Here is a 25,603-nt window from a genome sequence, read left to right as displayed (position 1 = left end):
CGCGAGCCGAGAGAGGAACGAACGCCATGCACCGCACAGTGGTAGAGCGCGAACTGGAGCTCAAACTCATCCTGTCGCCCGAGCGCAGCATCCCGGTCCCGGCCCGGCTGGACTACCGCAGCGACGACCCCTTCGCCGTCCACGTCACCTTCCACATCGGTTCGGACCACCCCGTCCACTGGACCTTCGCCCGCGAACTCCTCGTGGAGGGGGTGTTCCGCCCGTGCGGGCACGGGGACGTGCGGGTGTGGCCGACGAAGGTCGCGGGCCGCGGCGTCGTCCTGATGGCCCTGAGCTCCCCCGACGGCGACGCCCTTCTGGAGGCCCCGGCCGCGCAGGTCTCGTCCTGGCTGGAGCGCACGCTGAGGGTGGTGCCGCCGGGCTCCGAGGCGGAGCAGCTCGGTATCGACGACGGTCTCGCCGAGCTGCTGGCCCCGACCCCGGCCGACGACCTCTGGCTGGGCGACCCCTGGCCGAGCGACGAATCGGCGGACGGGGAGTGACCCCCGGCGGGACAGGTGTCAGAACAGCTTGCCCGGGTTCAGGATCCCCAGCGGGTCGAAGACCCCTTTCACCGCCCGCTGCATCTCCACCCCCACCGGGCCGATCTCACGCGCCAGCCACTCCTTCTTCAGTACGCCCACGCCGTGCTCCCCGGTGATCGTGCCGCCGAGTTCCAGGCCGAGGGCCATGATCTCGTCGAAGGACTCGCGGGCGCGCCGGGACTCGTCGGGGTCGGCCGCGTCGAAGCAGACCGTGGGGTGGGTGTTGCCGTCGCCCGCGTGGGCGACGACACCGATGGTGAGCTGGTGTTTCTCAGCGATCCGCTCGGTCCCCTCGAACAGCTCGCCGAGCCGGGAGCGGGGCACGCACACGTCGTCGATCATCGTGGTGCCCTTGACGGCCTCGAGTGCGGTGAGGGAGAGCCTGCGGGCCTGGAGCAGCAGTTCCGACTCGGCGGCGTCGTCGGCCGGGACGACCTGCGAGGCGCCCGCCGCCTCGCACAGCGCGCCGACCGCCGCGAGGTCGGCCGCCGGGTCCGTGGTGTCGAAGGCGGCGAGGAGGAGGGCCTCGGTGGTCTCCGGAAGTCCCATGTGCGCCAGGTCGTTGACGGCCTTGACCGTCGTACGGTCCATCAGTTCGAGGAGGGACGGCACGTGTCCGCCCTCCATGATCCGGCACACCGCGTCGCAGGCGGCGGCCCCGGACGCGAACTCGGCGGCCAGCACCAGCTGCTCGGGCGGCTTCGGCCTGAGCGCCAGGGTCGCCTGCACGACGATGCCGAGTGAGCCCTCGGAGCCGACGAAGAGGCGGGTCATGTCGTATCCGGCGACCCCCTTGGCGGTACGGCGGCCCGTGGACATGAGCCGCCCGTCGGCGAGGACGACGTCCAGTCCGAGGACGTACTCCGCCGTCACCCCGTACTTCACACAGCACAGCCCGCCGGACGCGGTGCCGATGTTGCCGCCGATCGTGCACATCTCCCAGCTGGAGGGGTCCGGCGGGTAGTAGAGGCCGAGTTCGTTCACTGCGCGGGACAGGGTCGCGTTGACGACGCCGGGTTCGACGACGGCGATGCGGTCGACCGGATTGATCTCCAGGATCCGGTCCATCTTCGTCAGGGACAGCACGATGCAGCCGTCGGAGGCGTTGGCCGCGCCCGACAGGCCCGTGCGGGCGCCCTGGGGAACGACCGGGACGCGCAGTTCGGTGGCGACGCGCATGACGTGCTGGACCTGCTCGACCGTGCGCGGCAGGACGACCACGGCGGGGGTGCCGGCCGGGCAGAAGCTCGCCATGTCGTTGGCGTAGGAGACCGTGACGTCCGGGTCGGCGAGAACGGCCTCGGCGGGCAGAGCGCTCAGCAGACGGTCGACGAGGTTGCCGGTGACCTCGTCGCGGGGGGCTTCGATACGGCTCATGATCACAGCGTCGCACCGGGGGCCATCGGTGTGAACCCCACCAGCGCCGACTGCCGAGCGCCGGGGTGTGCTCGTCGTATTGACGCACAGTGAGCGCCATGGAGAACCAAGCCACGGAGAACCGGCGGGCCCGGCTGCACGGGCGCGTGGTGCTGGCCGCGGTCGCGGGCTGCGCGGTGCTCGGTACGGCGCTGATGCTGCTGCCCCCGGAGCGGACGGCGACCCGCTCGCCCGCCCCGGCCCCGGGTGCCCAGGCGCTGTCGGCGGTCGCCGCCGGGGTGCCGGCCGCGCTGCCCGACCTGGCGGCGCTGATCGGCGAGCGGGAGAGCCATCTGCGCCGGCATCCCGAGGACGCCGAGTCGTGGGCGGTGCTCGGCACGGCGTACGTCGAACAGGCGCGGCGGACGGCCGACCCGGCGTTCTACGCGAAGGCCGACGACACGCTGCGGACGTCCCTGCAGGTACGCAGGAACGCGGCGGCCCTCGGTGGTCTGGCCGTCCTCGCGAACGCGCGCCGGGACTTCCGGACCGCGCTGACCTGGGCTGAGGCGGCGCGGAACCTGGAGCCGAAGCGGTGGACGACGTATCCGGCGCTGATCGACGCGTACACGGGGCTCGGGGACTACAAGGCGGCCCATGCGGCGCTGGAGCGGCTGATGGATCTGCGGTCGGGGCCTGCGGTGCGGGCGCGGGCGGCGGCCGTGTACCGGGACCGGGGCTGGCGCGAGGACGCGGCGGCCCAGCTGGCCGACGCGGCGGCGGGGGCGCGAACGCCGGCCGAGCGGGCCGAGTATCTGGAGCGGGCCGGGCAGCTCGCCTGGGAGCGCGGCGACCGCGAGGACGCGCTGCGGCACTTCCAGGAGGCGGTCCGTATCGACCCCGACCAGCGGGCCGCGCAGGCCGGGCAGGGGCGGGTCCTTGCGGCACTGGGCCGCACGACGGAGGCCCTGAACGCCTACCGGATGGCCCTCGCGATGCAGCCGCTGCCGCAATACGCCCTGGAGCTGGGCGAGTTGTACGAGTCGCTGGGGCTCGGGCAGGCGGCCCGGGTGCAGTACGACCTGCTGCTGGCGAGGGTGCGGACCGCTTCTGTGTCCGGGGCCGACGAGGAGCTGGTTCTCGGGCAGTTCGAGGCGGACCACGGTGACCCGGCTGATGCCGTACGGCGGCTCAGGGCGGAGTGGCGACGGCAGCCGGCGATCGCGGTGGCGGACGCGCTGGGGTGGGCGCTGCACCGGGCGGGCCAGGACCGGGAAGCCCTGCGGTACGCCCGGATCGCGACGGACAAGGCGCACGGGGGCGGGGTGCGCAGCGCGCTGTACGCGTATCACCTGGGCATGATCGAGCGGGAGCTGGAGCAGCACGCCCCCGCGCGCCGGCATCTCCAGGAGGCCCTGCGGATCAACCCCTACTTCTCGCCCTCGCGGGTGCGGGCGGCGCGGGAGGCGCTGGCGGCGCTGGGAGACGTGCCGGACCAGGGCCTGCCGGTGAGGGACGCGAAGGCGGTCACACCGCGGCCGTACCGATGAGGGCGTTCCTCGTCACCAGCGCCGCCAGCTCCTCCTCGCCCAGTCCTTCCGTGTCCTGAGGCCTGCGCGGCAGGACCATGTAGCGGGTCTCCGCGCTGGAGTCCCACACCACGATGTCCACGGAGTCGGGAAGGGTGAGACCGAACTCCCGTAGGACGGCACGGGGTTCGCGGACCACGCGGGAACGGTAGGCCTCGGACTTGTACCAGCTGGGGGAGGGGCCGAGGAGGCGGAGCGGGTAGCAGGAGCACAGGGTGCAGACGATGACGTTGTGGACGGACTCGGTGTTCTCCACGACTCTCAGGCGCTGGTACGAGCCCTCCATGTGGCCGAGTTCCCGAACCGCCGCCGTGCCGTCCGCGAGCAGCCGGGCCCGGTAGGCGTCGTCGGTCCAGGCGCGCGCCACGACCCGTGCCCCGTTCGCCGGCGAGGACTCCGCGAGGAACGCGTCGATCGCCTCGTCCAGCCGCTCGCCGGTGATCAGCCCCTTCTCCTCCAGGAGGGTCTCCAGGCGCCGTACCCGCCGGGCGATCGTCGCGTCGGTGTGGTGGTCACCGCTCATCTTGGCGGTCCTCCTCCAAGTAGCTCTCCCACAGATCCAGTACGACGTGGTGGTCGCCCTCGCCCCAGAGGTCACGGGCCGCGAAGCGGACGGCGTAGATCTGCTCGACGGGGACGTCGCCGCGGCCCTGCGCGCTGATGTCGGGCAGTTCGTCCGGGCCCTCCGGCTCGACGACCACGCCCCGCTTGCCGCGTGCGTACCGGGGCAGACGGGTGTGGTGCGGCGGGTCGTGGCGGAAGGTGCGGACCCGGGTGCCGGGCGGGAAGCGGTCGGGGGGCGTGTCAGTCATCGAGCTCACCCGGCTCGATCACGCCCTTGCGCTCCAGCAGCGCGCAGATCGCCAGGAACCAGCGTTCGTAGTACGAGGTCGCCAGATAGTCCGCCGGTGGCATGGACTCGATCGCGTCCCGGAACTCGTTCGTGTTGAAGATCCCTTGCGCGCGCAGGGTGTTGTAGAGCCCGACCACCCGCGCCTCCCAGTCCGCGTGGAAGGGCTCGGTGTCGTCGGTGGTGTCGATCGCGCCGAAGCCCTGGGTGCCGCCCACGTCGTTGATCCTGGCCATGGGGCCAGCCTACGAGCGTTACGCGGAAAGGGGGTGCTCGCTAGAGGTTGCCCCGCTTCTCCTGCTCTCGTTCGATGGCCTCGAACAGTGCCTTGAAGTTGCCCTTTCCGAAGCCCATCGAGCCGTGCCGTTCGATGATCTCGAAGAACACGGTCGGCTTGTCCTGGACCGGCTTGGTGAAGATCTGCAGCAGATAGCCGTCCTCGTCGCGGTCGGCGAGGATCTTCAGCTCGCGCAGGGTCTCGACGGGGACGCGGGTGTCGCCGACCCACTCGCCGAGGGTGTCGTAGTAGGAGTCGGGGGTGTCGAGGAACTGGACCCCCGCCGCGCGCATGGTCCTCACGGTCTGCACGATGTCGTTGGTGTTCAGCGCGATGTGCTGGACGCCCGCGCCGCCGTAGAACTCCAGGTACTCGTCGATCTGGGACTTCTTCTTGGCGATGGCGGGCTCGTTGATCGGGAACTTCACCTTGAGCGTGCCGTCGGCCACGACCTTCGACATCAGCGCGCTGTACTCGGTGGCGATGTCGTCGCCCACGAACTCCTTCATGTTCGTGAAGCCCATGACCTTGTTGTAGAAGCCGACCCACTCGTTCATCCGGCCGAGCTCGACGTTGCCGACGCAGTGGTCGACGGCCTGGAAGGTGCGGTGGGCGGGCGGTTCGACGATCGGGGCGGCCGCGGCGAAGCCCGGGAGATAGGGGCCGTCGTAGCCCGTGCGCTCGACCAGGGTGTGGCGGGTCTCGCCGTAGGTGGCGATCGCGGCGAGGACGACCGTGCCGTGCTCGTCCTTCAGCTCGTACGGCTCGGCCACCGAGCGGGCGCCGTGCTCGAGGGCGTAGGTGTAGGCGCGGCGGGCGTCCGGGACCTCGATGGCGAGGTCGATCACGCCGTCGCCGTGCTCGGCCACGTGCTGGGCGAGGAAGTGGCCCCAGGGAGTGGCGGGCTTGATGACCGAGGTGAACACGAACCGGGCGGAGCCGTTCTCCAGCACGTACGAGGCGGTCTCGCGGCTGCCGTTCTCCGGTCCGGAGTAGGCCACGAGCCGCATGCCGAACGCGGTCGAGTAGTAGTGCGCCGCCTGCTTGGCGTTGCCGACGGCGAAGACGACCGCGTCCATTCCCTTGACCGGGAAGGGGTCGGCCTGCCGGGCGGTGTCGGGAGTGTGGTGTGTGGTCTGTGTCATGTCCGAAGCCTGGCTCCGGTCTGCAAGGTGCGCAATAGTTGGCGTAATCACTGGACAATCTGTTCAGCGATGCGGCCGCACCGGCGGCCTTTCTGTACAGGATGACCACTGGTCCGGGAGGCCTGCGTGGGGATCGACGAGCTGGACGGACGGATCATCGTGCTCCTCGCGCGCGAGCCGCGGATCGGGGTGCTGGAGATGTCCCGGCGGCTGGGGGTGGCCCGGGGGACCGTGCAGGCGCGGCTCGACCGGCTTCAGTCGAACGGAGTCATCCGGGGATTCGGTCCGCAGGTCGATCCGGCGGCGCTCGGCTACCCGGTGACCGCGTTCGCCACGCTCCAGATCCGGCAGGGGCAAGGGGCCGACGTACGGGCTCACTTGGCGACCGTGCCGGAGGTCCTCGAGCTGCACACCACCACCGGCAGCGGGGACATGCTGTGCCGCCTCGTGGCCCGCTCCAACGCCGATCTCCAACGTGTGATCGACCGCGTTGTCGGTTTCGATGGGATCGTCCGGGCCGCCACCGCGATCGTCATGGAGAACCCCGTTCCGCTGCGGATCATCCCGTTGGTGGAGCAGGCGGCGGAGGACTCGGCGAGGACCTGACCGCGATCGTGGGGTGAGCCGTGTGAGCTTCTGGGAGTACCTCGGCAACCGCCACCAGCAGCTGCTCACGGACGCCTACCAGCACGCGAGCGTCGTCTTCCAGTGCATGGTCATGGCGACGGCGATCGGGGTGCTGATCGGGGTCGTGGCCTACCGGAGCGAGTGGGGAGGCAACCTCGCCACCACGGCCACCTCGACGATTCTGACCATCCCCTCGCTCGCCATGATCGGTCTGCTCATCCCGGCCGTGGGCCTGGGCGTACCGCCCACGGTGATCGCCCTGACGCTGTACGGGCTGCTGCCGATCGTGCGCAACGCGATCGTCGGGCTGCGCGGGGTCGATCCCTCGTTGGTGGACGCGGCCAAGGGCATCGGGATGTCCCGGGCGATGCGGCTGGTACGGGTGGAGCTGCCGCTCGCCTGGCCGCCGATCCTGACCGGGATCCGGGTCTCGACCCAGATGCTGATGGGCATCGCCGCGATCGCCGCCTACGCCTCCGGGCCCGGCCTCGGCAACGAGATCTTCCGCGGCATCGCCTCGCTGGGCAGCAAGAACGCGCTCAACCAGGTGCTCGCCGGCACGCTCGGGATCATCGTCCTCGCCCTGTTGTTCGATGCCGCGTACGTCCTCATCGGACGGCTGACCATTGCGAGGGGGATCCGTGCCTGAGACGTCCGGCACCTCAGGTGCGTCCATCGAGCTGGAGAACCTGACCAAGAGGTATCCCGGCAACCCGCGGCCCGCCGTCGACAACGTCACCATGGAGATCAAGGCGGGCGAGCTCGTCGTCTTCGTCGGGCCGTCCGGATGCGGCAAGTCGACGACACTCAAGATGATCAACAGGTTGATCGAGCCGACCGGTGGACGCATCCGGATCAACGGTGAGGACGTGACCGACATCGATCCGGTCAAGCTGCGCCGCAAGGTGGGCTATGCGATCCAGTCGGCCGGTCTCTTCCCGCACATGACGGTCGCGCAGAACATCGCGCTCGTACCGAAGATGATCGGCTGGGGAAAGGGCCGGATCCAGGACCGCGTGGAGGAGCTGCTCGACCTCGTCGGGCTCGACCCCGGGGAGTTCCAGGGCCGCTATCCACGCGGGCTCTCCGGTGGCCAGCAGCAGCGGGTGGGCGTGGCGAGGGCATTGGCGGCCGATCCCCCGGTCCTGCTGATGGACGAGCCGTTCGGCGCGGTCGACCCGATCACCCGCGATCATCTCCAGGACGAGCTGATCAGGCTCCAGCACGAGCTGCACAAGACGATCGTCTTCGTCACCCATGACTTCGACGAGGCGATCAAGCTCGGTGACCGGATCGCCGTCCTGCGCGAACGGTCCCACATCGCCCAGTTCGACACCCCCGAGGCCATCCTGACCAACCCGGCGGACGACTTCGTGTCCGGTTTCGTCGGAGCCGGGGCGGCGCTGAAGCGGCTGAACCTCACCCGCGTACGGGATGTGGAGATCACCGACTATCCGACGGTGACCGTCGACGACCCCGTCCAGGAGATCTTCAACAAGCTCCGGGGCAGCGGCACGAACGAGATCCTGCTGCTCGACAAGCGCGGCCGGCCGTACAAGTGGCTCCGGCGCGGGGACATGATGCGCGCCAAGGGGGCGCTGGCCCGGGCCGGGACGCTGGTGAGCGACACGGTGACCAGGGACGCGACGCTGCGGGACGCGCTGGAGGCCGTGCTGACCGACAACGCGGGGCGGGTCGCGGTGACCGGGCGGCGCGGTGAGTACACGGGGGTCGTCGACATGGAGACGCTCATGAACTCCGTGCACGAACTGCTGGAGGCCGACCGGCTGGAGGCGAGGGAGCACCAGCACGCGCTGGAGGAGATCCGGGCCGCCCAGACGCACGCCGAGCAGGAGGGGGCGTGACGAGCCCCGGGCTGGAGACGCCGGAGACCCTCGATCCGGAGGAGACGGTCGCCCCGGAGGGGACGGCAGACCCGGAGGAGACCGAGGCCCCTCCCCCGCCGGACCCGCCAAGCAGGCGGGTGACCTGGCGGAAGCTGACCTTTCTGCCCGCGTTCCTCATCGCGGTCCTGCTCGCGACCTGGCTGTGGTTCGCGCAGGCCGACCTGGATCCGATCTCCGAGAACGCGCTGTCGAACGGGCAGGTGTCCAAGGCCCTGTGGCAGCAGGTGGAGCTGACGGCGATCTCGACGTTCTTCGTGCTGATCATCGCGATCCCGCTGGGGATCGTGCTGACCCGAAGGGCCTTCCGGAAGGCGAGCCCGGTGGCGATGGCGTTCGCCAACATGGGCCAGGCGACCCCGGCGATCGGCCTGCTGGCCCTGCTGGTGATCTGGCTGGGCACGGGCATGAAGGCGGCCCTGATCGGCATGGTCGCCTACGCCGTCCTGCCGGTCCTGTCGAACACGATCGCGGGCCTGAAGGCGAACGACCCGACCCTGCTGGAAGCGGCACGGGGCATCGGAATGTCGCCCATGGGGGTGCTGTCACGCGTCGAACTCCCGCTGGCCGTCCCGCTGATCCTCGCGGGTGTCCGCACGGCCCTGGTCCTCAACGTCGGTACGGCGACCCTCGCGACCTTCGGCGGGGGCGGCGGGCTGGGCGTCCTGATCACGACCGGCATCACCAACCAGCGGATGCCGGTGCTGATGCTCGGCTCGATCCTCACGGTGACGCTGGCCCTGCTGGTCGACTGGCTGGCCTCGTTGGCCGAACTGCTGCTCAGGCCACGCGGGTTGGAGGCAGGGACATGAGGCGGACGCGCCTGCCGAGAGCCAGGACCCTGACTGCTCAGACCCGAGGGGCCGGAGGTGGGCACGTGAGACGGGCACGTCTGACGCTGGCCGGGATCCTCGTGGTGCTGTCCGGCTGTGGGCTGACCAGTGGCTCTCCCATGGTCGACGACGTGAAGCCCGGTTCGATCGGGCGGGGTGAGCCGCTCGAGGGGGCGGATCTGACGGTCACGTCGAAGGAGTTCACCGAGCAGTTGGTCCTCGGCGCGATCATGGGGATCGCGTTCCAGGCGGCCGGGGCGGATGTGCTCGACCGCACCGGGATCCAGGGGTCGGTCGGGTCGCGGGAGGCGGTCAAGTCCGGTGACGCGGACGGGATGTACGAGTACACGGGCACCGCGTGGATCACGTACCAGGGCAACGGTGAGCCGATCGCCGATCCGCAGGAGCAGTGGGCGGCGGTGCGCAAGGCCGACCTGCAGAACGGGCTGACGTGGCTGCCGAAGGCGGCCCTGAACAACACCTACGCCCTCGCCATGAACCAGGCCGGCTTCAGGAAGTACGGCACGAGGACGCTCTCCGACGTGGCCGCGCTGGCGAAGAAGGACTCCGGTGCGGTGACGCTGTGCGTGGAGGGCGAGTTCGCCAACCGCGCGGACGGGCTGCCGGGCATGGAGAAGGCGTACGGGATGAGCGTCCCGGCGAAGAACATCACGCAGATGGACACCGGGATCATCTACACCCAGGTGGCGAAGGGCAGTTGCCGGTACGGGGAGGTCTTCACCACCGACGGGCGCATCACGTCCATGAACCTGGTGGTGATGCGGGACGACCGGAAGTTCTTCCCCAACTACAACGCGGCTCCCGTGATCAACTCCAAGGCTCTGAAGAGGTGGCCGGCCATCGCGGAGGTCCTGAACCCGGTCACGAAGAAGCTGGACAACACGGTGGCGCGGGAGTTGAACGCGAAGGTGGATGTCGCCGGGGAGGATCCGCATCAGGTCGCGCTGGACTGGATGAAGGCGCAGGGGTTCGTGAAGTAGGGGCCGGCCGTCGCCGGGACGGGTTACAAAGAACCCGTTGCAAAGAACTCTTTGCAACGCTATCTTTGTACGCATGCCGGAAGAGCCCAACGTACGGAAACTCGACGCCCGTTCACTGCGCGGGCTGGCCCATCCCCTGCGGATGCAGCTGCTGGACGCCCTGCGCCACGGCGGTCCCGCCACCGCGTCCCAACTCGCCGGGAAACTGGGCGAGTCGAGCGGCGCCACCAGCTACCACCTGCGCCAGCTGGCCGCACACGGCTTCGTGGAGGACGCCCCGGAGCGCGGCAAGGGGCGGGAGCGCTGGTGGAAGGCGGTCCACAAGGGGCTGACCTTCGACGACGCCCTGCTCACCGATAGCGATCCGGCCGTGCGCGGTGCCGCCGACATGTACCTCCACGAGGTCGCCACCGCCCAGATCCAGAACCTCTCCAACTGGCTGGGCGAGCGCGTCACCTGGCCCGAGGAGTGGAACCGCGTCTGGGACATGAGCAGCGCGACGCTACGGCTGACCCCCGAGCTGACCAAGGAACTCATCGAGAAGATGCACGCCCTGGTCGACACCTACCGCGATCTGCCGACCGAGGACAACGCGGCCCAGGTACGCATCCACACGCACGCCTTCCCGATCACCACGGACTGAAAGGGCCCCGCCATGCACCCCGAGACCCACCTCGCCCGGCATCACCTCGCCCTGCACCACCTCCGCGCCGCAGACCTCCGTGCCGAGGCCGACGCCCACCGCCTCGCCGTCCAGGCCAAGCGGCCGTACGCCATCAGGACCCTGCTCGGCTGGACCCTGGTGGAGGTCGGACTCCGGCTGGCCTCTCCCAGGCCGGTCCTCGCGCACTAGCAGGCGGGGACGGACCCCTTACCCGACTCCAGTACGGTCAGCGCACTCACCGCCCCCTTCAGGGACGTCACCGGGATGAGCCGCAGCCCCTTCGGCAGTTCTTCCTTCGCGTCGGAGCACTCCTCCTCGGGGACCAGGAACACCGTCGCCCCGTCCCGCTGCGCGGCCTGCGTCTTCAGTGCCACGCCGCCCACCGCGCCGACCGTCCCGTCCGCGTCGATCGTCCCCGTCCCGGCGATGGTGCGGCCGCCCGTGAGGTCGCCCCCGGCGCCGTCACCGTTCAGCTTGTCGATGATCCCCAGGGTGAACAGCAGCCCCGCGCTGGGCCCGCCGACGTCCGCGAGCTTCAGCGTGACCTTGACCTTGTCGTCCCCGAGCTTCAGGTAGTTCAGCGCCGCCTCGGTCGCCGCGTCCTGGGACTCCTTCATCTGCGCGGTGTTGTGCTTCTCGATCTCCTTGACGCTCTGCCCGCTCGGGTAGACCGCGTCGTGGGGCATGACCGCCCGGTCGGTGCGGAACCAGCTGTCGAAGACGTCACCGAGCGAGACATGGGTGTCGGGCCCGGTCGCCTCGATGGTCGTCATCCGCAGCTGCCCGCTCGTCGTACGCGTCTTCGCCCCGGAGATCGTGATCACCTCCGCGCCCTTGTTCTCGCCGAGGACGTTCGCCGTCATCCCGGGCTGCGCCAGAGCGAACGGCAGCGGCGCGAAGAGGGCCGTGGCGACCAGTGCCACGACAGGCAGGGCACAGACGGCGACGGCCTGGGGGCGCGTGAGGCGAGAGAGCACGGGATCAATCTAACGCGGCGGTCACTTCCGGCCACGAGCCGGTCAGGCCCCGTACAGGTCCCGCCTCGCGCGCGTGAAGCGCCGTAGGACGTCCGGCAGCGGTTCGACGCCGATGCCGGGCGTCCGCGGAACCGGCAGGTGGCCGTCCACCAGGACGAACGGCTCGGTGATGTCCTCGGCGAAATAGCGGGCGGAGGCCGAGGTGTCGCCGGGGAGCGTGAAGCCGGGCAGGGCGGCCAGGGCGAGGTTCGGGGCGCGGCCGATTCCCGTCTCCAGCATGCCGCCGCACCACACCGGCACGCCGTGCGCGCGGGCCACGTCGTGGATGCGGCGGGCCTCCAGATAGCCGCCCACGCGCGCGGGCTTGATGTTCACGACCCGGCACGCGTCCATCGCGATCGCGGCGGCGGCGTCCCGGGCGTTGTGCAGGGACTCGTCGAGGCAGACAGGAGTGGCGATACGGCTCTGCAGGCGCGCGTGGCCGTACAGGTTGTTCTCGTCCAGCGGCTCCTCGATCAGCAGCAGCCCGAACTCGTCGAGCCGCCGCAGGTGTTCCGCGTCCGCGAGGGTGTACGCGGTGTTGGCGTCGACCTGGAGGGGCAGTGCGGCGCCGAAGCGCTCGCGCACGGCCCGTACCGGCTCGACGTCCCAGCCGGGTTCGATCTTCAGCTTGATCCGGACGTACCCCTCGGCGAGATACCGCTCGACGTCGTCCAGCAGCTCCGGCACGGAGTCCTTGATCCCCACCGACACCCCCGCGGGCACCCGCTCGCGCACCGCGCCGAGATACACCGCCAGCGGCATGCCGTACGAGCGCAGCTCCGCGTCGAGGACGGCCGTCTCCAGGGCCGCCTTCGCCAGCTCGTGCCCCTTGATCCCGCTGACGGCGGGCCCCACCAGCGCTGCCGTGAGCGTGGGCAGTGCCGCCACCCTCGGCACCAGGAAGTCCCGCAGCACGAGCTCCGCGCCCGCCACGAACTCCGAGCAGTACCGCGGCTGCGGGTCGGCGGCGAACTCCGACCAGCCCTCGGCGGTGTCCGTGACGACGTGCAGCAGGAAGGTGTCCTTCGTCGTCATCGTGCCGAAGGAGGTGCGGAAGGGGCTGACGAGCGGGATCGCCACATGGACGACCTCGACGCGTTCGAGTTTCATACGGTGCCTTCCTCGTCGTTCTCGCGGGTGAGCGTGTACCAGCCGTCGCGGGACATCCCGGTCGCCCGGAACCCCTGGCCGAAGGCCTCCGTGAACACCTCGCGCACGGCCCGCCGCCAGCGCAGCGCGAGCGCCGGGTCGGCGGCCCGCAGCTTGACGACGTCGTCCGGGACCCGGCACCAGACGTGCAGGTCGGCGAGGTCGCGGCGGGCGAGGGTCGCTCCGTCGGGGGCACGGTGGGTGGCGGGCGCGGCCCCGCGCTCCCCCGGGTCGTACGGCCCAACGAGGGCGCCTGGCGACACCAGATCCCAGGTCACCGTCAGCCGGTCGCTCTCGTCACCGTCGTTCACGCCGTCCCTCATGGGGCCGTAGAAGTCGACGACGTACTCGGTGCCCACCGCGCCCAGCTTGGCCAGGTTGAAGCGGGCGTTGCGGGCGACCAGCGGGTCGAAGGTCCAGCGCATGGTGCGGGCGCCGAGGCCGAGCGCCCAGTCCCGCTGCGCCTGCTTCACCAGCGGCCCGAGCCCGGGCTCCGCGGCGGCGACCAGGGAGTAGACCTCCCCCGAGCCAGGCGGCCCGAACACGGCGACACAGGCCCCGGCGAGGCGCTCCCCGTCGTACGCGGCGTGCACCGCGCCGCCCGCGTGGACCAGGCTGTGCAGCACCTCGGCCGGATAGGGCGGGGCCGTGCGCGGGGTCCGCCACACCTCGCCGAAGTACGCGCTGACGGCACCGAGGCCGGCGACGTCCTGGACGGTACGGATACTCACTGCGGTCATGTGCCGAGTCTCCGGCGCGGGCGGCCGACTCGGGTTGTGCGGGCCCACAATGTGTACATACGTTTCTTTGCGGTTCGGCCAAACCACCTGGGAGCACCCATGGACGCCTGCACTCTCGGGGACCTTCTGGACGCCGTCGGCGGTACGTCCGTACGTCTGCACACCGCACCCGCCGGGCTCGCCGTCCCGGTCACGGAGGCGCTCCTCCACGACGCCCACGCCCCGCTCCCCCAGGTGCCTGGCGCGCTGCTGCTGGCGGTCGGTGTGCGGGCGGCCGCGGCCGGACCGCTGGTGAGGGCGGCCGCGGAGGCCGGGATGACCGGCCTGGTGGTGCGCGGTCCGGACGGGCCGACGGCCGAGGCGGAGACGTACGGCGTGGCGCTGCTGTCCGTCGCCGAGGACACGGCCTGGCACCGGGCGCATCTGCTGCTGGCCTCGGCGATCGGTGCGCGGCCGGTTCCGGCCACGGGCGGCCACGGCGACCTCTTCGCGCTCGCCGACGCCATCGCGGCGGCGACCGGCGGGGCGACGGCCGTGGAGGACCCGCGGCAGCGGATCCTCGCCTACTCCACGGTCCCCGGCCAACCGGTCGACGAGGACCGCCGCCAGGGCATCCTGGGCCTCCAGGTACCGGCAGACGTGGAGAACACCGAGCAGTACCGGATGCTGTTCGCGGCCGACGGCCCGTTGCGACTGCCCGCGGTGGGCGACGGCACCCTGCCGCGCCTCGCGGTCGCCGTCCGGGCCGGCGGGGAGACTCTCGGCTCGGTGTGGGTCGTCGACGACGGCACGCTCGCGGCGGACGCGGAGGAGACGCTCGTCCAGGGGGCGTCGACGGCCGCACTGCTGCTCCTGCGGGCGCGGGCGGCACAGGAGTTGGCCCGGCACCAGAACAGCGATCTGCTGCGGCGGGTGCTGGAGGGGACGGCGGACGCGGCGACGTCCGCCGTGGGGCTGGGAGTCGAGGGCCCGGTACGGGTGGCCGCCTTCGTCCTGGACGCGGCCGGCCTTCCGGACGCCGAACAGACCGGGCTACGGCTGCTGGACGTCGTACGGCTGCAGTGCGCAGCGCGGTACGGGCGGCATGCGTGTGTGCTGCTCGACGGGGTGGTGTACGCGCTGTTGCCGGCGCCCGGGGCTCGCCACCGGCGGCTGGCGGAGGACATCGTCGCGCGAGCGGGGCAGTCGCTGCGGGTGCCGGTGCGGGCGGGGCTGGGTGAGGTGGTGGCGGGGCTCGGGGAGGTGACCGGGTCGCGGGCGGACGCCGATCTCGTGTTGCGGGTGCTCGGGCCCTCGCTGCCGGTGGCGACGATCGACGAGGTGCGGCCGCGGGGGACGCTGCTGCGGCTTGCCGAAGTACTCGGTGAGAAGCGGGAGTTGACCGCCGGATCCTGGCGGCGGGTACTGGCGTACGACGGCGAGCACGGCACCGACTACGCCCGCACGCTGGTCTGTTGGTTCGACGCGGGGTGCGACATGGCGGAGGCGGCGAGGCTGCTGGCCGTGCATCCGAACACGTGCCGCTATCGGCTGAAGCAGGTACGGAAGCAGGTCGGGATCGACCTGGACGATCCCGACGAACGGCTGGTGCTGTGGCTGCAGTTGAGGGTGCTGGCGGGTCTCGGGCCGACGGCGGCTGCCGGTTGAGCACGTGGAAATGTCGGCCGACGGCCGTCGGCTCAGCGCGTGGGCATGTCGACCGGCGGCAACCGTCGGCTCAGCACGTGGGCATGTCGACCGGCGGCAACCGCACCCACCCAGGGGCGCGGGGCTGTATCGATGTGCGGCTACCGCCGCGCGGGCGCGACCAGCCCCCACCGGGCCCGCGGTCGAAGATCTTCCCGGCGATACACGAACCCGCACCGCTCAGCTCAGCGCAGCGCCTCCGCGACCTCCCGTGCCGCGTCCACCACACGCGGCCCCACCCGCTCCGGCACCGCGTCGGCCAGCATCACGACCCCCACACTGCCCTCGACCCCGGTGACCCCGAGCAGAGGAGCGGCCGCCCCACTGGCCCCGGCCTCCAGCTCGCCGTGCGTCAGCATGTACCCCGGCTCCCCGAACCCCTGCTGCCGAGCCGCGAGAATCGCCCGCCCCGCAGCCCCACGGTCCAGCGGATGCCGGAACCCCGCCCGATACGCCACGTGATAGTCCGTCCACGTGGGCTCCACGACGGCCACGGCCAGCGCGTCGGTTCCGTCCACCAAGGTGAGGTGTGCCGTCGCCCCGATGTCCTCCGCGAGCGAACGCAGTGCGGGCAGCGCGGCCTCCCGTACCAGTGGATGCACCTGCCGCCCGAGTCGCAGCACTCCCAGCCCCACCCGGGCACGCCCGCCCAGATCACGCCGAACGAGGGCGTGCTGCTCCAGCGTGGCCAGCAACCGGTACACCACGGTCCGGTTCACACCCAGTTTGCTGGAAAGCTCGGTGACGGTGAGCCCGTGGTCCGTGTCGGCCAGGAGCTTGAGGACACGCAGTCCCCGGTCAAGCGTCTGAGAGGTCTCCGCGGTCACGACGCCCACTCCTCCAAGTGGTGAGGTCGGCGGGCCTCTCACGGCGGATGCGTCACCGAGTCCCGTCGGTGACGCGCTTCAGAGGCCGCCGATCGGCCGGCGGCCCGGTCTGTTCCGGGCCGCGTCGCTTCACGGCTGCGCTCCGCGGCGGCGCTGCCACGGGGCGTGTGCGTAGCGGGACAGTAGCGAAGCGGGTTCGCTCAGCGGAAGCCTCCGTCCAGAATCCGGGCATTAGCCGGTACGGACCACTCCGTTTGTCCTGATACGTACGGTCCCGCGCCGCGAGAGGACAGACGCCCCGCGTCACCTCATCCGGGTGGCCCACTCCTGCACCTTGGCGATCCGCTGCCGCAGCTGCCCGGCCGTGGCCTCGGCGCTCGGCGGTCCACCGCACACCCGACGCAGCTCGGTGTGGATCACCCCGTGCGGCTTGCCGCTCTGGTGGACGTAGGCACTCACCATCGTGTTGAGCTGCTTGCGCAGCTCCATCATCTCCTTGTGCGAGACGACGGGCCGCCGCTCGGCGGGCAGCTCGAGGAGGTCCGCCTCGGCGTCCGGCTTCTTACGGCTGTGCGCGATCTGCCGGGCCTGCCGCTTCTGGAGCAGCAGTTGCACCTGGTCCGGCTCCAGGAGCCCGGGGATCCCGAGGTAGTCCTGCTCCTCCTCGCTGCCCGGGTGCGCCTGCATGCCGAACTCGGCACCGTCGTAGAGGACGCGGTCGAAGACGGCCTCGGACTCCAGCGCCTCGAAGGCGAACTGCTCCTGCTCGCCGGTGTCCTCGTCCTCCTCCTTGTTCGCCTCCTCCATCTCCTTCTCGGACTCGGCGTAGGGGTCCTCCTCGCCCTCCTTCTTCGGCTTGTCGAGGGCGTGGTCCCGTTCCACCTCCATCTCGTTGGCGAAGGTCAGGAGGTCCGGGACGGTCGGGAGGAAGACGGAGGCGGTCTCGCCGCGCCGCCGGGACCGTACGAAACGGCCGACGGCCTGGGCGAAGAAGAGCGGCGTGGAGATGGTGGTGGCGTAGACGCCCACGGCGAGCCGGGGCACGTCGACGCCCTCGGACACCATGCGGACGGCGACCATCCACCGGTCGTTGCTCGCACTGAAGTCGTCGATCCGCTTGGACGCGCCGGCGTCGTCGGACAGGACGAGGGTCGCCTTGTTGCCCGTGATCTCGCGGATCAGCTTGGCGTACGCGCGCGCGGAGTCCTGGTCGGAGGCGATGACGAGGGCACCGGCGTCCGGGATGCCCTTCCTGACCTCGGTGAGCCGCTGGTCGGCGGCGCGCAGCACGCTCGGCATCCACTCGCCGCGCGGATCCAGCGCCGTACGCCAGGCCTGGCTGATCGCGTCCTTGGTCATGGGTTCGCCGAGCCGGGCGGCGATCTCGTCGCCCGCCTTGGTCCGCCAGCGCATGTTGCCGCTGTAGGAGAGGAAGATGACGGGCCGCACGACATGGTCGGCCAGGGCGTTCCCGTACCCGTAGGTGTAGTCGGCGGCCGACCGCCGGATGCCGTCGTTGCCCTCCTCGTACGCCACGAAGGGGATGGGGTTGGTGTCGGACCTGAAGGGCGTACCGGTGAGCGCGAGCCGGCGGGTGGCGGGCTCGAAGGCCTCCAGGCACGCCTCGCCCCAGGACTTGGAGTCACCGGCGTGGTGGATCTCGTCGAGGATGACGAGGGTCTTGCGCTGCTCGACCCGGTTGCGATGGAGCATGGGCCGTACGCCCACGCCCGCATAGGTGACGGCGACGCCGTGGTAGTCCTTGCCGAGCGGTCCGGCGCTGTACTCGGGATCGAGCTTGATCCCTATCCGCGCCGCCGCCTCGGCCCACTGCTTCTTCAGATGCTCGGTCGGCGCGACGACCGTCACCTGCTGCACGACATGGTGGTGCAGCAGCCAGGAGGCGAGGGTGAGGGCGAAGGTCGTCTTGCCCGCGCCGGGCGTCGCGACGGCCAGGAAGTCACGCGGCTGCTCCTGGACGTACTTGTCCAACGCCCCTTGCTGCCAGGCACGCAGTTTGCTGGCGGTACCCCAGGGGGCGCGGCCGGGGAAGGCGGGGGAAAGGTGGTGGGAGGAGGCGGCGGTGGTAGTCACGGTCTCCGTCGGGGTCGAGCGGCTCGGCGTGTCTTCGGCGGTGTCTTCGTCTTCGGCTGTGTATGACGACCGGGTCACCTTACCGGCGGGCGGATGCCGTCAACGCGCGGACGGGGCCGGGGCGGCCGTGGGTGGGACCGAGGTCACAGTCGGCGTGCGAAGCGCGCAGGTGGGCCGCGATCTTGGGTACGTCCAGGTGGCCGGGACGGTGGACCTGCGTTTCAGCGCATCAGTCGAGCCTCAACCGGGTCGTCACCCACGCCCCTACCAACGCCACCCCCGCCATCGGCAGGAACACCACGGCGAACGCGGCCGGATGGGAGCCGGACGCCTCCGTCGCCGTATGGCTCACCGTGCCGCCGCCCAGCGCCGCGAAGGCCGCGCCCCCCGCCGCCAGCAGGACGGCGTTGGAGAGGCCGTCGGAGATCTGGAGGGAGGCGGAGTTGGTGCCGGCCTCCTCGGGGGCGGAGAGATGCAGCAGAAGCACACTGGTGGAGGAGATCACCAGCCCCATGCCGAAGCAGCCGAAGCCCCAGGCGGCGGCGACGGTCCAGACGGGCACGGAGTGGATCAGCACACTCGGCGCGGCGGCGATCGCGGCCGCGACCAGCACCATCCCCCCGGTCATCAGCCGTTCCCGGTACGGCTCCACCCGTGCCCGCGACTGCACCCACGACCCCAGCGCCCACGTGCCGCCGCCCGCCGCGAGCGAGAACCCGGCCAGCGTCGGCGACAACCCCCGCTGGGTGACCAGCATCAACGGCACGAAGGACTCGGCGGCGACGAAGGACCCCGCGGCGACCCCGCGCAACAGCACGACGGAGGGCAGCCCGCGCGCCGCCCGGTACGTCCCGCGCGGGAGCAGCCCGAGCACGGCCGGCACGAGCAGCGCGGCGCCCGCGAGGCCGGGGAGCAGGGAGAGCGGACGCAGATCCTGGGCGGCGTACTGGAGGAGCCCGGCGCCGAGGGAGATCCCAAGGGCGAGCCGGATGCGGCGACGGTCGAAGGCGGCCTGCCCTTTGTCGTCGTCGACCGGCCCGGACGCCCGCCGCCGTATCTGCGGCAGGGCGAGCACCAGCGGAAAGACCACCAGCACCGGAATCCCGACGAACACCCACCGCCACCCGAGGTGCTCGGTCACGGCCCCGGCCGCGAGCGGCCCCACGATCGAGGGCACGACCCAGCCCGCCGCGAACGCCGCCATGATCGCGGGCCGCAGCCGCTCCGGATAGGCCCGCCCGACGACGACATACAGCGCAACGATGACCAGCCCGCCCCCGAACCCCTGCACGGCCCGCCCGAGAATGAACTGCCACATCGCGCCGGCCGTCCCGGACAACAGCAGCCCGGCACCGAAGCCGGCGATCCCGGCGGCCAACGCCCCGAGCGGCCCCCGCCGATCCGCCCACTGCCCGGCCAGCACCATCCCGAACAGGCTGGTCGTGAAGTACCCGGAGAACGCGAACGCATAGAGCGCGACCCCGTCCAACTCCCGCGCGGCAACCGGCATGGCGGTCCCGACAGCGGTGGCCTCGAACGCGATGAGCAGCACGACGGACACGATGCCGATACTCAGCGCCCGGTACGAACGCCCCAGCACCCCCTCCCCCACCTCGTCGACGGACAGGACCTCAGGGTCGTCGGTGACACCGGCGTCACGCGGTTCCAGAACTGCCATGCCCGCCAGAGTAAGGTCCACAGCCCCCATTGACCCCTGTCAAAAGCTCCACCTCGGCCTGAGACCTTGGTCGTACGACCACGGCCGGCCGGAGCCCGTTCATGAACGGCGTATGGCAGTCCCGTTGCTGGCCTCACCATCCCCTTGAGCGCCACCGACCCGGCCGTGTGCCCGAGTGGTTCAGGGACTCGCCTGCACTGCATCCATCAGCGAGCTCCGCTCGCGGGGAGTTACGCGGGTTCGATTCCCGCCACGGCCTCTTCCGCGAGCGCCCACTTTCCCCCGTGATGAGCCGCGCACCGCTGAGCGGTGTGCACAGCGCAGCCTCCACGATGTCCCAGCCGCGTCGCGCCGCACCGTGGGCATGGCGCACGGCTTTCATGAACGGCGTATGGCAGTCCCATTGCAGCACCCAGGAAGCCCTTGAGCCTCCCCACACCCTCGCCATACGGTCGCATCACGGAGTTCGGAACAAGCACCTCGCTCAACCCGACCCGGCCGTGTGCCCGAGTGGTTCAGGGACTCGCCTGCAAAGCGAGTTACGCGGGTTCGATTCCCGCCACGGCCTCTGTCGCCTCCCCTGATGGTCACAGGGGCGGGGTCGCGGCTCTCCGCCAGGAGGGTGCGCAGGTGCTCGATGCGTCGGGCCAGTTCGGGATGTTCCTCGTCCAGCCGACGCATCTCGTCGTCTCTCCGAAGGGACTGTGCCAGGAGCACGCCCCGGCCCTTCTCCAGAACATCGACTGCCTTCTCGGGGCGATCGGTCGCCAGACACGCCGCGGCAGCGTCCGTGGCGAGGCCGCTGAAGTCCGCCAGGCTGCGTTCCTGGTCGACGCGGGAGACTCGCGGCCCGAGATGGTCCGCGAGGAGTCCGATGGCCTCGGTGAGCGCCCGCGCCGCCTCGGGCCAGTCACCTGCGCCCGCCGCTTCGTTGCCCCACAGGCGTCGGAAGGTGACCAGGTCGGCGGTCCGTGGCGGCACGGAGCGGGAGGCCTCGCGAAAAAGGGCGCGCGCACGGCCGTCGAGACCGGCGTCGTCCGCGTCGGTTCCACGGAGCCGCTGGAAGGCCTGAGCCAGGTGGATGCAGACCATGCCGTAAGCCGGGTCCGAGGCGTTCGCCGGATCGGCGCCGGGCGCGAGCAGGGTGACGGCCTCCTCCACCAGCCGGAGGTCGTCGTCCTGACCGCCGAGCAGCAGGAGCAGGCCGCCCAGGTTCGAGAGGTGGCCCAGGCGGTCCGGGTGATCCTGCGGTGTGGCGCCGACCGCTCGCCGGGCGAGTCGAAGTCCGTCCACCAGCCAGGCACGCTCCCTGGTCACCTGCCACATCAAGCCGTGTGCCGCGCTGTGGTTGTGCAGATACATCGGCAGACCCGGATCACCGTCGGGTGCCACGGAGACCGCCTCCCGCGACAGTTCGACAGCCCGCGCGATCTCCTCGCGGTCCCTGCTGAGCGTTCCGGCCCGGAGGAGCACCGATGCCAGGTTGTTCAGATACATCGCTTTCCCCGCCGATCCGGCGGGGGCACGTTCGACAGCGAGGGACAGAAGCGCGGTGGCATGCTCGATCGCCACGCTGTCACCGCTGCTCTCCCATCGTGCACGCATGGCCCGGGCGAGCAGGTTGAGAGCCTCGGGGTCACCGAGTTCCATGCCCGAGAGCTGCGAGCCGAGGGCGCCGATGATCTCGTCGATGTCGGAGAGGTCGCGGTTGTGGGACCAACGTGCCCAAAGAACGTCCCCGAGGCGCCGGCTCTGCTCCTCCGCGGATACGCCCCGTTCGGAGTCGCCGACCTGTTTCAACAGGTCGATCACGGTGTCGAGCAGCACCGAGTCCTTGAACCGGATCCAGGCCAGGTACCAGCTGTTGGCGAGCATCGCGAGCGACGAGGGGCGGATGCCCGGTCCGATCTCGCTCATCTCTCGCAGGACCGCGAGCACCTGTTCCTTGTCCGCGCTGCTCACCTCCGCCATCAGCGCGTTGGCCAGGAAACCCATGCGCCTCACACGGAACGGATGGTCGGCGTCGGTGATCCGCACGCATGCGAGGAGCACGGACACCGCCTCGGCATGGTCGGCGGGGTTCCGCGACACGAACCAGCGGTTCAGGTGCGCCCGCCCTAGGTTCTCGACGAATCCCGCCCTGCCGTCCGCTCCGTCGGGCATGGCGGCGAGGGCTTCTCGCAGGGTGTTGATCGCCTCGTCGAAGGTGCCGAGATCGCCGGTTCGTGTTGCCTTCTCCATCAGCACACCGCCGACCAACGCCTTCCGCATCGCCGCGCGTTCCCCGTCCCCGTGGCCCGCCTCCTCCTGCTGGAGTTCCGCCAGGACCTTCGCGGCTTCTCCTTCCTCCGCCGGTTTCGTGTCATGCACTCCACCCCAACTCAAGGCGCCCAGATAGTTGTTCAGGATGTCCCTGCGATAAGGGTGGCCGGGCGGGCACGCGGCGATCGCGCGCCGGTAGAGCGCCAGTGCCACGGGCAACCCCGTCTCGTCATCGGTCGCCATGGCGTACGCCAGTACCGTGGACGCCACGTTGCTGAGATCGTCGGGCTCGTCTCCCGTGTCGGGCTCCCGCCCGTCGAGCGCAGCGAAGATCCATCGGATCTGGATCGGCTGCTCGACTTCGGGCACCTTCGCGAGCAGCTTGTAGAGGCCTACGGCGGCGACGAGTTCGTTCGTGGGGTCGTACGGAGTGGCCGAGTGGCGCGCGAGATACAGCTTCCCGGCAGCCTCCAACGCAGCTATCGCGAGGGGCAACGAGAGGCCCAGGCGTTCTCCGAGATCCGGCACGAGGATCCGGCCGAGTGCCGCGTTCACCTCTGCCGTGTGCAGGTGGGCGTAGTCCCGACGGACGGCCGCCTGATGGATCGCCTCGCGCAACACCACGACGGATTCCGCGACTTCGGCGCGGAAACTCTCTTGGTCGTTCTCGCTCATCCACCCCGTCCGTCCCGGCTAGTCTTGCCCCAGTGTCCAGGTCTTCTTTCGATCCCGTGGGGAAAATGGAGCTGTCGCTCCAACTGGAATCGGCGTTGGCCGAGGCGCGTGCCCTCCCGGGGTTCGAGGACTTCCTCTCGCATCCGGAACCCGAAGCACTCATCGGAGTGGCGGACCGCGGGCCCGTGGTCGTGATCAATGTCAGCGGCTGGCGCTGCGACGCGCTCCTGCTCCGGCCGGAGGGCGTTGTCGTCCGCGAATTGCCGGAACTGACCGAGTCGGATGTGGCTCGCCACGTCGGCGAATACCTCGAAGTGCTCAGTGGGCTCGACGCGCCGATGCACCACCTCCATCAGGCAGAACTCCGGTTCGACGCGGGCGAGCGGTCCCCTGAGGTGTTCCGTGAAGTCACCGACGCCCGCAATGCCTGCGTCCGAGCACTGCACGCGATCGAGAGCATGCTCCTCTCCCTGACCGAGTGGATGTGGGACGTGATCGCCGAACCGGTGCTGTCGGCCCTCGGCCTCGGTGCCGCCACGCCGGGCGACAACGATCCTCCCCGTCTGTGGTGGTGTCCCACGGGGCTTCTCGGGCTGCTGCCGCTGCACGCCGCGGGCCGAGCCGGGGACGGAGTGCTCGACCGGGTCGTCTCCTCTTTCACGCCCACGCTGCGCGCCCTGGCCGAGGCACGCCGGCAACCGGCGGACGGGTCCGACGCCAGGCTGCTGCTCGTCACGGCGAGCGAAGTCCCGGACGCTCCCGCACTGCTGGACGTGCACCGCGAACGCGCCTTTCTCACCGATCTGTTCACCGGACGCCACACGCTCCTCGACGCCGAGGAGGCCGTCGTGGAACGTGTCAGGGCCGAACTCCCCCGGCATCGATGGGTCCACTTCAGCTGCCACGGAGCCCAGGACCTGCTCCAGCCCTCGCAGGGTGGACTGCTGCTCACCGACGGACGTCTCACCGTCGGTGACATCGGCACGGGACACTTCCGGAGCGAGTTCGCGTTCCTCTCCGCGTGCCAGACAGCGACCGGCGGGCTGTTCCTGCCCGACGAGGCCATCACCCTGACCGCCGCACTGCACTACGCCGGCTACCGCCACGTCATCGGTACTCTCTGGTCAGTCCACGACCAGGTCGCCGCCGAGGTGACCGAGGCGGTGTACGCCGACCTGACCGCCGCAGGCGTCTTCGATCCGGCACGATCGGCACGGGCTCTTCATCGTGCGACCACCGAACTGCGCGCCAGGACCGCATTGAGCGCGTGGGTGCCGTTCATCCACACCGGACCATGACCGAGGGCCAGGAGATCCCCATGCCGGACACCGCAGCCGAGATTCCCTACGAGGAGATCACCTCCCCGGACTACGGCCCTTTCGCGGCCACGACCTTCGTCCGGCAGGACGCCGGATTGATCGGCAGCCTACTCAGCGGCCCGTGTCCGCGCTGCGGTCACCATTGCGACGTTCCCGTCGTCGACAGCGTCTTCAAGGGCAAACCGGGCCTTCCCGGCCTTCGCCGCAAGAAAGGACGTCAGCCCGCCGGAGACCGCGCCGAGCCGATGCTCTGCGCGTGCGTCGAGGAGCACGCCGGCCGCCCCGCGGAACGAACCGGTTGCGGGGCCTATTGGATGCTGGTCATCAAGGACGGACCGAGGTGACCGGATCGCTGGAGCCGGGCCCGCCGGCCTCCGTCGTCGATCTCCAACGTGCGCAGGAACGCCGCCGCCTGCTCAGCACCGAACTGCCTCGGGTGCGGGAGGCCGCTCTCGCGTGGCGCAATGGCCTGGGCGCGCTGTTGGCAGGGCTTGTCGGATTCAGCCTCATCAAGGGGCGGTCCGATGTGAGCCAACTCGCCGGCACCTGGGCCGTGGTCGTCGGCTGCGTTCTCCTCCTGGCTCTCCTCCTTGGCGGCTTCGGTGCGTTCCGGCTGATTCGGGCCGCGCACGGACGCCCGGCGCTCACGGATGTCCGCGATCTGGTCCCGGGCCCTTTGGCGGAGCACTCCGAAGCCCTGGATTCGCTCAAGGCTCTCTCCTGGGGTGTGCGCCTCACCGCAACTTGTGCCCTGCTCCTGGTGACGGCCGTCGGCATGACCTGGTACGGACCGGAGAAGGAGGCACCGGGTCTGCAGATCACCACTCCTTCGGGTCAAGTCTGCGGCACCACGGTCCGCGCGGACGCCGGACGGCTCGTCCTCAAGACCTCCGGGGGTGAGATCACTGTCGATCTCACCCAAGTGACCGCGTTGGAGGCCGTAGCCGCATGTCCTCCTTGAGAGGCGGAGTCCGCCCAGGAACCCCACCCACCTCTTCTTGGAAGGTCTCCGCGCATTACCGCCAGTCGCGTCCGTCGTGCCGGTCGGTGCGCCGTCGAGCACCAGCCTGCCTTCGTCCTCGGTGAGACCTCCGGGGACGTCCTGGTCGACGCGCGGAAGGGGACGCCGTTCTCCGGCAGCCCCCTCTCCCGCACCGTCCCCACCGTCATCAGCCGTTCCCGGTACGGCTCCACCCACGGCCCCCAGCGCCCAGGTCCCGCCGACCGGCCGGCAGCCATCGGCGAGAACCCGGCCGGCGTCGGCGACAGCCGCTGGCGGAACGGCATCAGCGGTACCAAGGACTCGGCGGCGATGAACGACCCCGCCCCGCCGCCTACGCTTGCGGTCGGCAGGGGTGCGAGC

At 70.6% G+C, this 25,603-nt stretch carries 25 protein-coding genes, 2 tRNA genes and 1 pseudogene; 16 read left to right on the top strand and 12 right to left on the bottom strand.

Annotation, left to right across the window (positions count from 1 at the left end):
- The first annotated feature begins 26 nt into the window (after positions 1-26).
- Positions 27-503 (top strand): SsgA family sporulation/cell division regulator, encoded by a 477-nt coding sequence (locus M2157_RS29560; protein WP_280866683.1) that lies wholly within the window; start codon positions 27-29, stop codon positions 501-503.
- 18 nt (positions 504-521) lie between these two features.
- Here the strand turns inward: M2157_RS29560 and M2157_RS29555 are convergent, their stop codons facing one another.
- On the bottom strand, positions 522-1,928 hold the full coding sequence (locus M2157_RS29555) for an FAD-linked oxidase C-terminal domain-containing protein (RefSeq protein ID WP_280866682.1): 1,407 nt from the start codon (positions 1,926-1,928) through the stop codon (positions 522-524).
- Positions 1,929-2,020: 92 nt separating this feature from the next.
- On the opposite strand from M2157_RS29555, the gene M2157_RS29550 reads away from it, so the two are divergent.
- Positions 2,021-3,451, top strand: a complete 1,431-nt coding sequence (locus tag M2157_RS29550; protein WP_280866681.1) for a tetratricopeptide repeat protein — start codon at positions 2,021-2,023, stop codon at positions 3,449-3,451.
- On the opposite strand, the gene nthA is transcribed toward M2157_RS29550, so the two are convergent.
- The 4 genes from nthA to hppD are packed head-to-tail and all read right to left on the bottom strand — an operon-like array spanning position 3,429 to position 5,762.
- Positions 3,429-4,013 (bottom strand): nitrile hydratase subunit alpha, encoded by a 585-nt coding sequence (gene nthA / locus M2157_RS29545; RefSeq protein ID WP_280866680.1) that lies wholly within the window; start codon positions 4,011-4,013, stop codon positions 3,429-3,431. The two genes, M2157_RS29550 and nthA, sit on opposite strands and share 23 nt — an antisense overlap.
- The gene (locus M2157_RS29540; RefSeq protein WP_280857924.1) at positions 4,003-4,302 is read right to left on the bottom strand and encodes an SH3-like domain-containing protein; all 300 of its coding nucleotides are present in this window, start codon (positions 4,300-4,302) and stop codon (positions 4,003-4,005) included. The genes nthA and M2157_RS29540 overlap by 11 nt, the downstream gene beginning before the upstream one ends.
- Positions 4,295-4,576, bottom strand: coding sequence for an SH3-like domain-containing protein (locus M2157_RS29535; RefSeq protein WP_266528394.1), 282 nt, complete (start codon positions 4,574-4,576; stop codon positions 4,295-4,297). The genes M2157_RS29540 and M2157_RS29535 overlap by 8 nt, the downstream gene beginning before the upstream one ends.
- A gap of 40 nt (positions 4,577-4,616) precedes the next feature.
- Positions 4,617-5,762 (bottom strand): 4-hydroxyphenylpyruvate dioxygenase, encoded by a 1,146-nt coding sequence (hppD, locus tag M2157_RS29530; protein WP_280857925.1) that lies wholly within the window; start codon positions 5,760-5,762, stop codon positions 4,617-4,619.
- 126 nt (positions 5,763-5,888) lie between these two features.
- Between hppD and M2157_RS29525 the strand changes: the two genes are divergently transcribed.
- The 7 genes from M2157_RS29525 (at position 5,889) to M2157_RS29495 (ending at position 10,980) form a co-directional block, all read left to right on the top strand.
- Complete coding sequence (locus tag M2157_RS29525) at positions 5,889-6,368, top strand: Lrp/AsnC family transcriptional regulator (RefSeq protein ID WP_057610843.1); 480 nt, start codon at positions 5,889-5,891, stop codon at positions 6,366-6,368.
- A 22-nt stretch (positions 6,369-6,390) separates the two neighbouring features.
- Positions 6,391-7,038, top strand: a complete 648-nt coding sequence (locus M2157_RS29520) for an ABC transporter permease (protein WP_280857926.1) — start codon at positions 6,391-6,393, stop codon at positions 7,036-7,038.
- Entirely contained in the window at positions 7,031-8,254 is a 1,224-nt protein-coding gene (locus tag M2157_RS29515) for a betaine/proline/choline family ABC transporter ATP-binding protein (protein WP_280857927.1), read from the top strand. Before M2157_RS29520 ends, M2157_RS29515 begins: the two co-directional genes overlap by 8 nt.
- Positions 8,251-9,105, top strand: a complete 855-nt coding sequence (locus tag M2157_RS29510) for an ABC transporter permease (protein WP_280857928.1) — start codon at positions 8,251-8,253, stop codon at positions 9,103-9,105. Before M2157_RS29515 ends, M2157_RS29510 begins: the two co-directional genes overlap by 4 nt.
- Before the next feature lie 65 nt (positions 9,106-9,170).
- Positions 9,171-10,127 carry a glycine betaine ABC transporter substrate-binding protein gene (locus tag M2157_RS29505; RefSeq protein ID WP_280857929.1) on the top strand — a complete coding sequence of 319 codons (957 nt, stop codon included), beginning with the start codon at positions 9,171-9,173 and terminating at the stop codon, positions 10,125-10,127.
- A gap of 73 nt (positions 10,128-10,200) precedes the next feature.
- Positions 10,201-10,770 (top strand): helix-turn-helix domain-containing protein, encoded by a 570-nt coding sequence (locus M2157_RS29500; RefSeq protein WP_280866679.1) that lies wholly within the window; start codon positions 10,201-10,203, stop codon positions 10,768-10,770.
- A gap of 12 nt (positions 10,771-10,782) precedes the next feature.
- On the top strand, positions 10,783-10,980 hold the full coding sequence (locus M2157_RS29495; protein WP_280866678.1) for a hypothetical protein: 198 nt from the start codon (positions 10,783-10,785) through the stop codon (positions 10,978-10,980).
- Here M2157_RS29495 and M2157_RS29490 read toward each other — a convergent pair.
- From M2157_RS29490 to M2157_RS29480, 3 genes are read right to left on the bottom strand one after another with little or no spacing between them, the layout of a single operon-like run.
- Positions 10,977-11,768 (bottom strand): S16 family serine protease, encoded by a 792-nt coding sequence (locus M2157_RS29490; protein ID WP_280866677.1) that lies wholly within the window; start codon positions 11,766-11,768, stop codon positions 10,977-10,979. The two genes, M2157_RS29495 and M2157_RS29490, sit on opposite strands and share 4 nt — an antisense overlap.
- Before the next feature lie 42 nt (positions 11,769-11,810).
- Complete coding sequence (gene menC / locus M2157_RS29485) at positions 11,811-12,920, bottom strand: o-succinylbenzoate synthase (RefSeq protein WP_280857933.1); 1,110 nt, start codon at positions 12,918-12,920, stop codon at positions 11,811-11,813.
- Positions 12,917-13,699, bottom strand: a complete 783-nt coding sequence (locus M2157_RS29480) for a chorismate synthase (protein WP_280866676.1) — start codon at positions 13,697-13,699, stop codon at positions 12,917-12,919. The genes menC and M2157_RS29480 overlap by 4 nt, the downstream gene beginning before the upstream one ends.
- Positions 13,700-13,798: 99 nt before the next feature.
- Between M2157_RS29480 and M2157_RS29475 the strand changes: the two genes are divergently transcribed.
- The gene (locus tag M2157_RS29475; protein ID WP_280866675.1) at positions 13,799-15,346 is read left to right on the top strand and encodes a helix-turn-helix domain-containing protein; all 1,548 of its coding nucleotides are present in this window, start codon (positions 13,799-13,801) and stop codon (positions 15,344-15,346) included.
- A gap of 224 nt (positions 15,347-15,570) precedes the next feature.
- On the opposite strand, the gene M2157_RS29470 is transcribed toward M2157_RS29475, so the two are convergent.
- From M2157_RS29470 to M2157_RS29460, 3 genes are all read right to left on the bottom strand, one after another.
- Entirely contained in the window at positions 15,571-16,212 is a 642-nt protein-coding gene (locus tag M2157_RS29470) for a helix-turn-helix domain-containing protein (RefSeq protein ID WP_280857936.1), read from the bottom strand.
- A 303-nt stretch (positions 16,213-16,515) separates the two neighbouring features.
- Positions 16,516-18,306, bottom strand: a complete 1,791-nt coding sequence (locus M2157_RS29465; RefSeq protein ID WP_057610958.1) for a DEAD/DEAH box helicase — start codon at positions 18,304-18,306, stop codon at positions 16,516-16,518.
- 229 nt (positions 18,307-18,535) lie between these two features.
- Positions 18,536-19,984 carry an MFS transporter gene (locus M2157_RS29460; protein WP_280857937.1) on the bottom strand — a complete coding sequence of 483 codons (1,449 nt, stop codon included), beginning with the start codon at positions 19,982-19,984 and terminating at the stop codon, positions 18,536-18,538.
- Between the two features lie 161 nt (positions 19,985-20,145).
- On the opposite strand from M2157_RS29460, the gene M2157_RS29455 reads away from it, so the two are divergent.
- From M2157_RS29455 to M2157_RS29430, 6 genes are all read left to right on the top strand, one after another.
- Positions 20,146-20,243, top strand: a tRNA-OTHER gene (locus tag M2157_RS29455).
- Positions 20,244-20,480: 237 nt separating this feature from the next.
- Positions 20,481-20,552 (top strand) — tRNA-Cys (locus M2157_RS29450).
- Positions 20,553-20,614: 62 nt separating this feature from the next.
- Entirely contained in the window at positions 20,615-22,105 is a 1,491-nt protein-coding gene (locus tag M2157_RS29445) for a hypothetical protein (protein WP_280866674.1), read from the top strand.
- 881 nt (positions 22,106-22,986) lie between these two features.
- Positions 22,987-24,219 (top strand): CHAT domain-containing protein, encoded by a 1,233-nt coding sequence (locus tag M2157_RS29440; RefSeq protein ID WP_280866673.1) that lies wholly within the window; start codon positions 22,987-22,989, stop codon positions 24,217-24,219.
- 20 nt (positions 24,220-24,239) lie between these two features.
- On the top strand, positions 24,240-24,584 hold the full coding sequence (locus M2157_RS29435; protein ID WP_280857962.1) for a hypothetical protein: 345 nt from the start codon (positions 24,240-24,242) through the stop codon (positions 24,582-24,584).
- The gene (locus M2157_RS29430) at positions 24,581-25,201 is read left to right on the top strand and encodes a hypothetical protein (RefSeq protein WP_280857963.1); all 621 of its coding nucleotides are present in this window, start codon (positions 24,581-24,583) and stop codon (positions 25,199-25,201) included. The genes M2157_RS29435 and M2157_RS29430 overlap by 4 nt, the downstream gene beginning before the upstream one ends.
- A 191-nt stretch (positions 25,202-25,392) precedes the next feature.
- Here M2157_RS29430 and M2157_RS29425 read toward each other — a convergent pair.
- Positions 25,393-25,566, bottom strand: a pseudogene (locus tag M2157_RS29425) (MFS transporter); the annotation flags it as partial.
- Positions 25,567-25,603 lie beyond the last annotated feature (37 nt).

It is taken from the genome of Streptomyces sp. SAI-127 (assembly GCF_029894425.1).
In the GTDB taxonomy this organism is placed as follows: Bacteria; Actinomycetota; Actinomycetes; order Streptomycetales; family Streptomycetaceae; genus Streptomyces.
The sequence above is the reverse complement of the archived record's forward strand: the minus strand, read 5'-3'. Positions and strand labels throughout refer to the sequence as shown.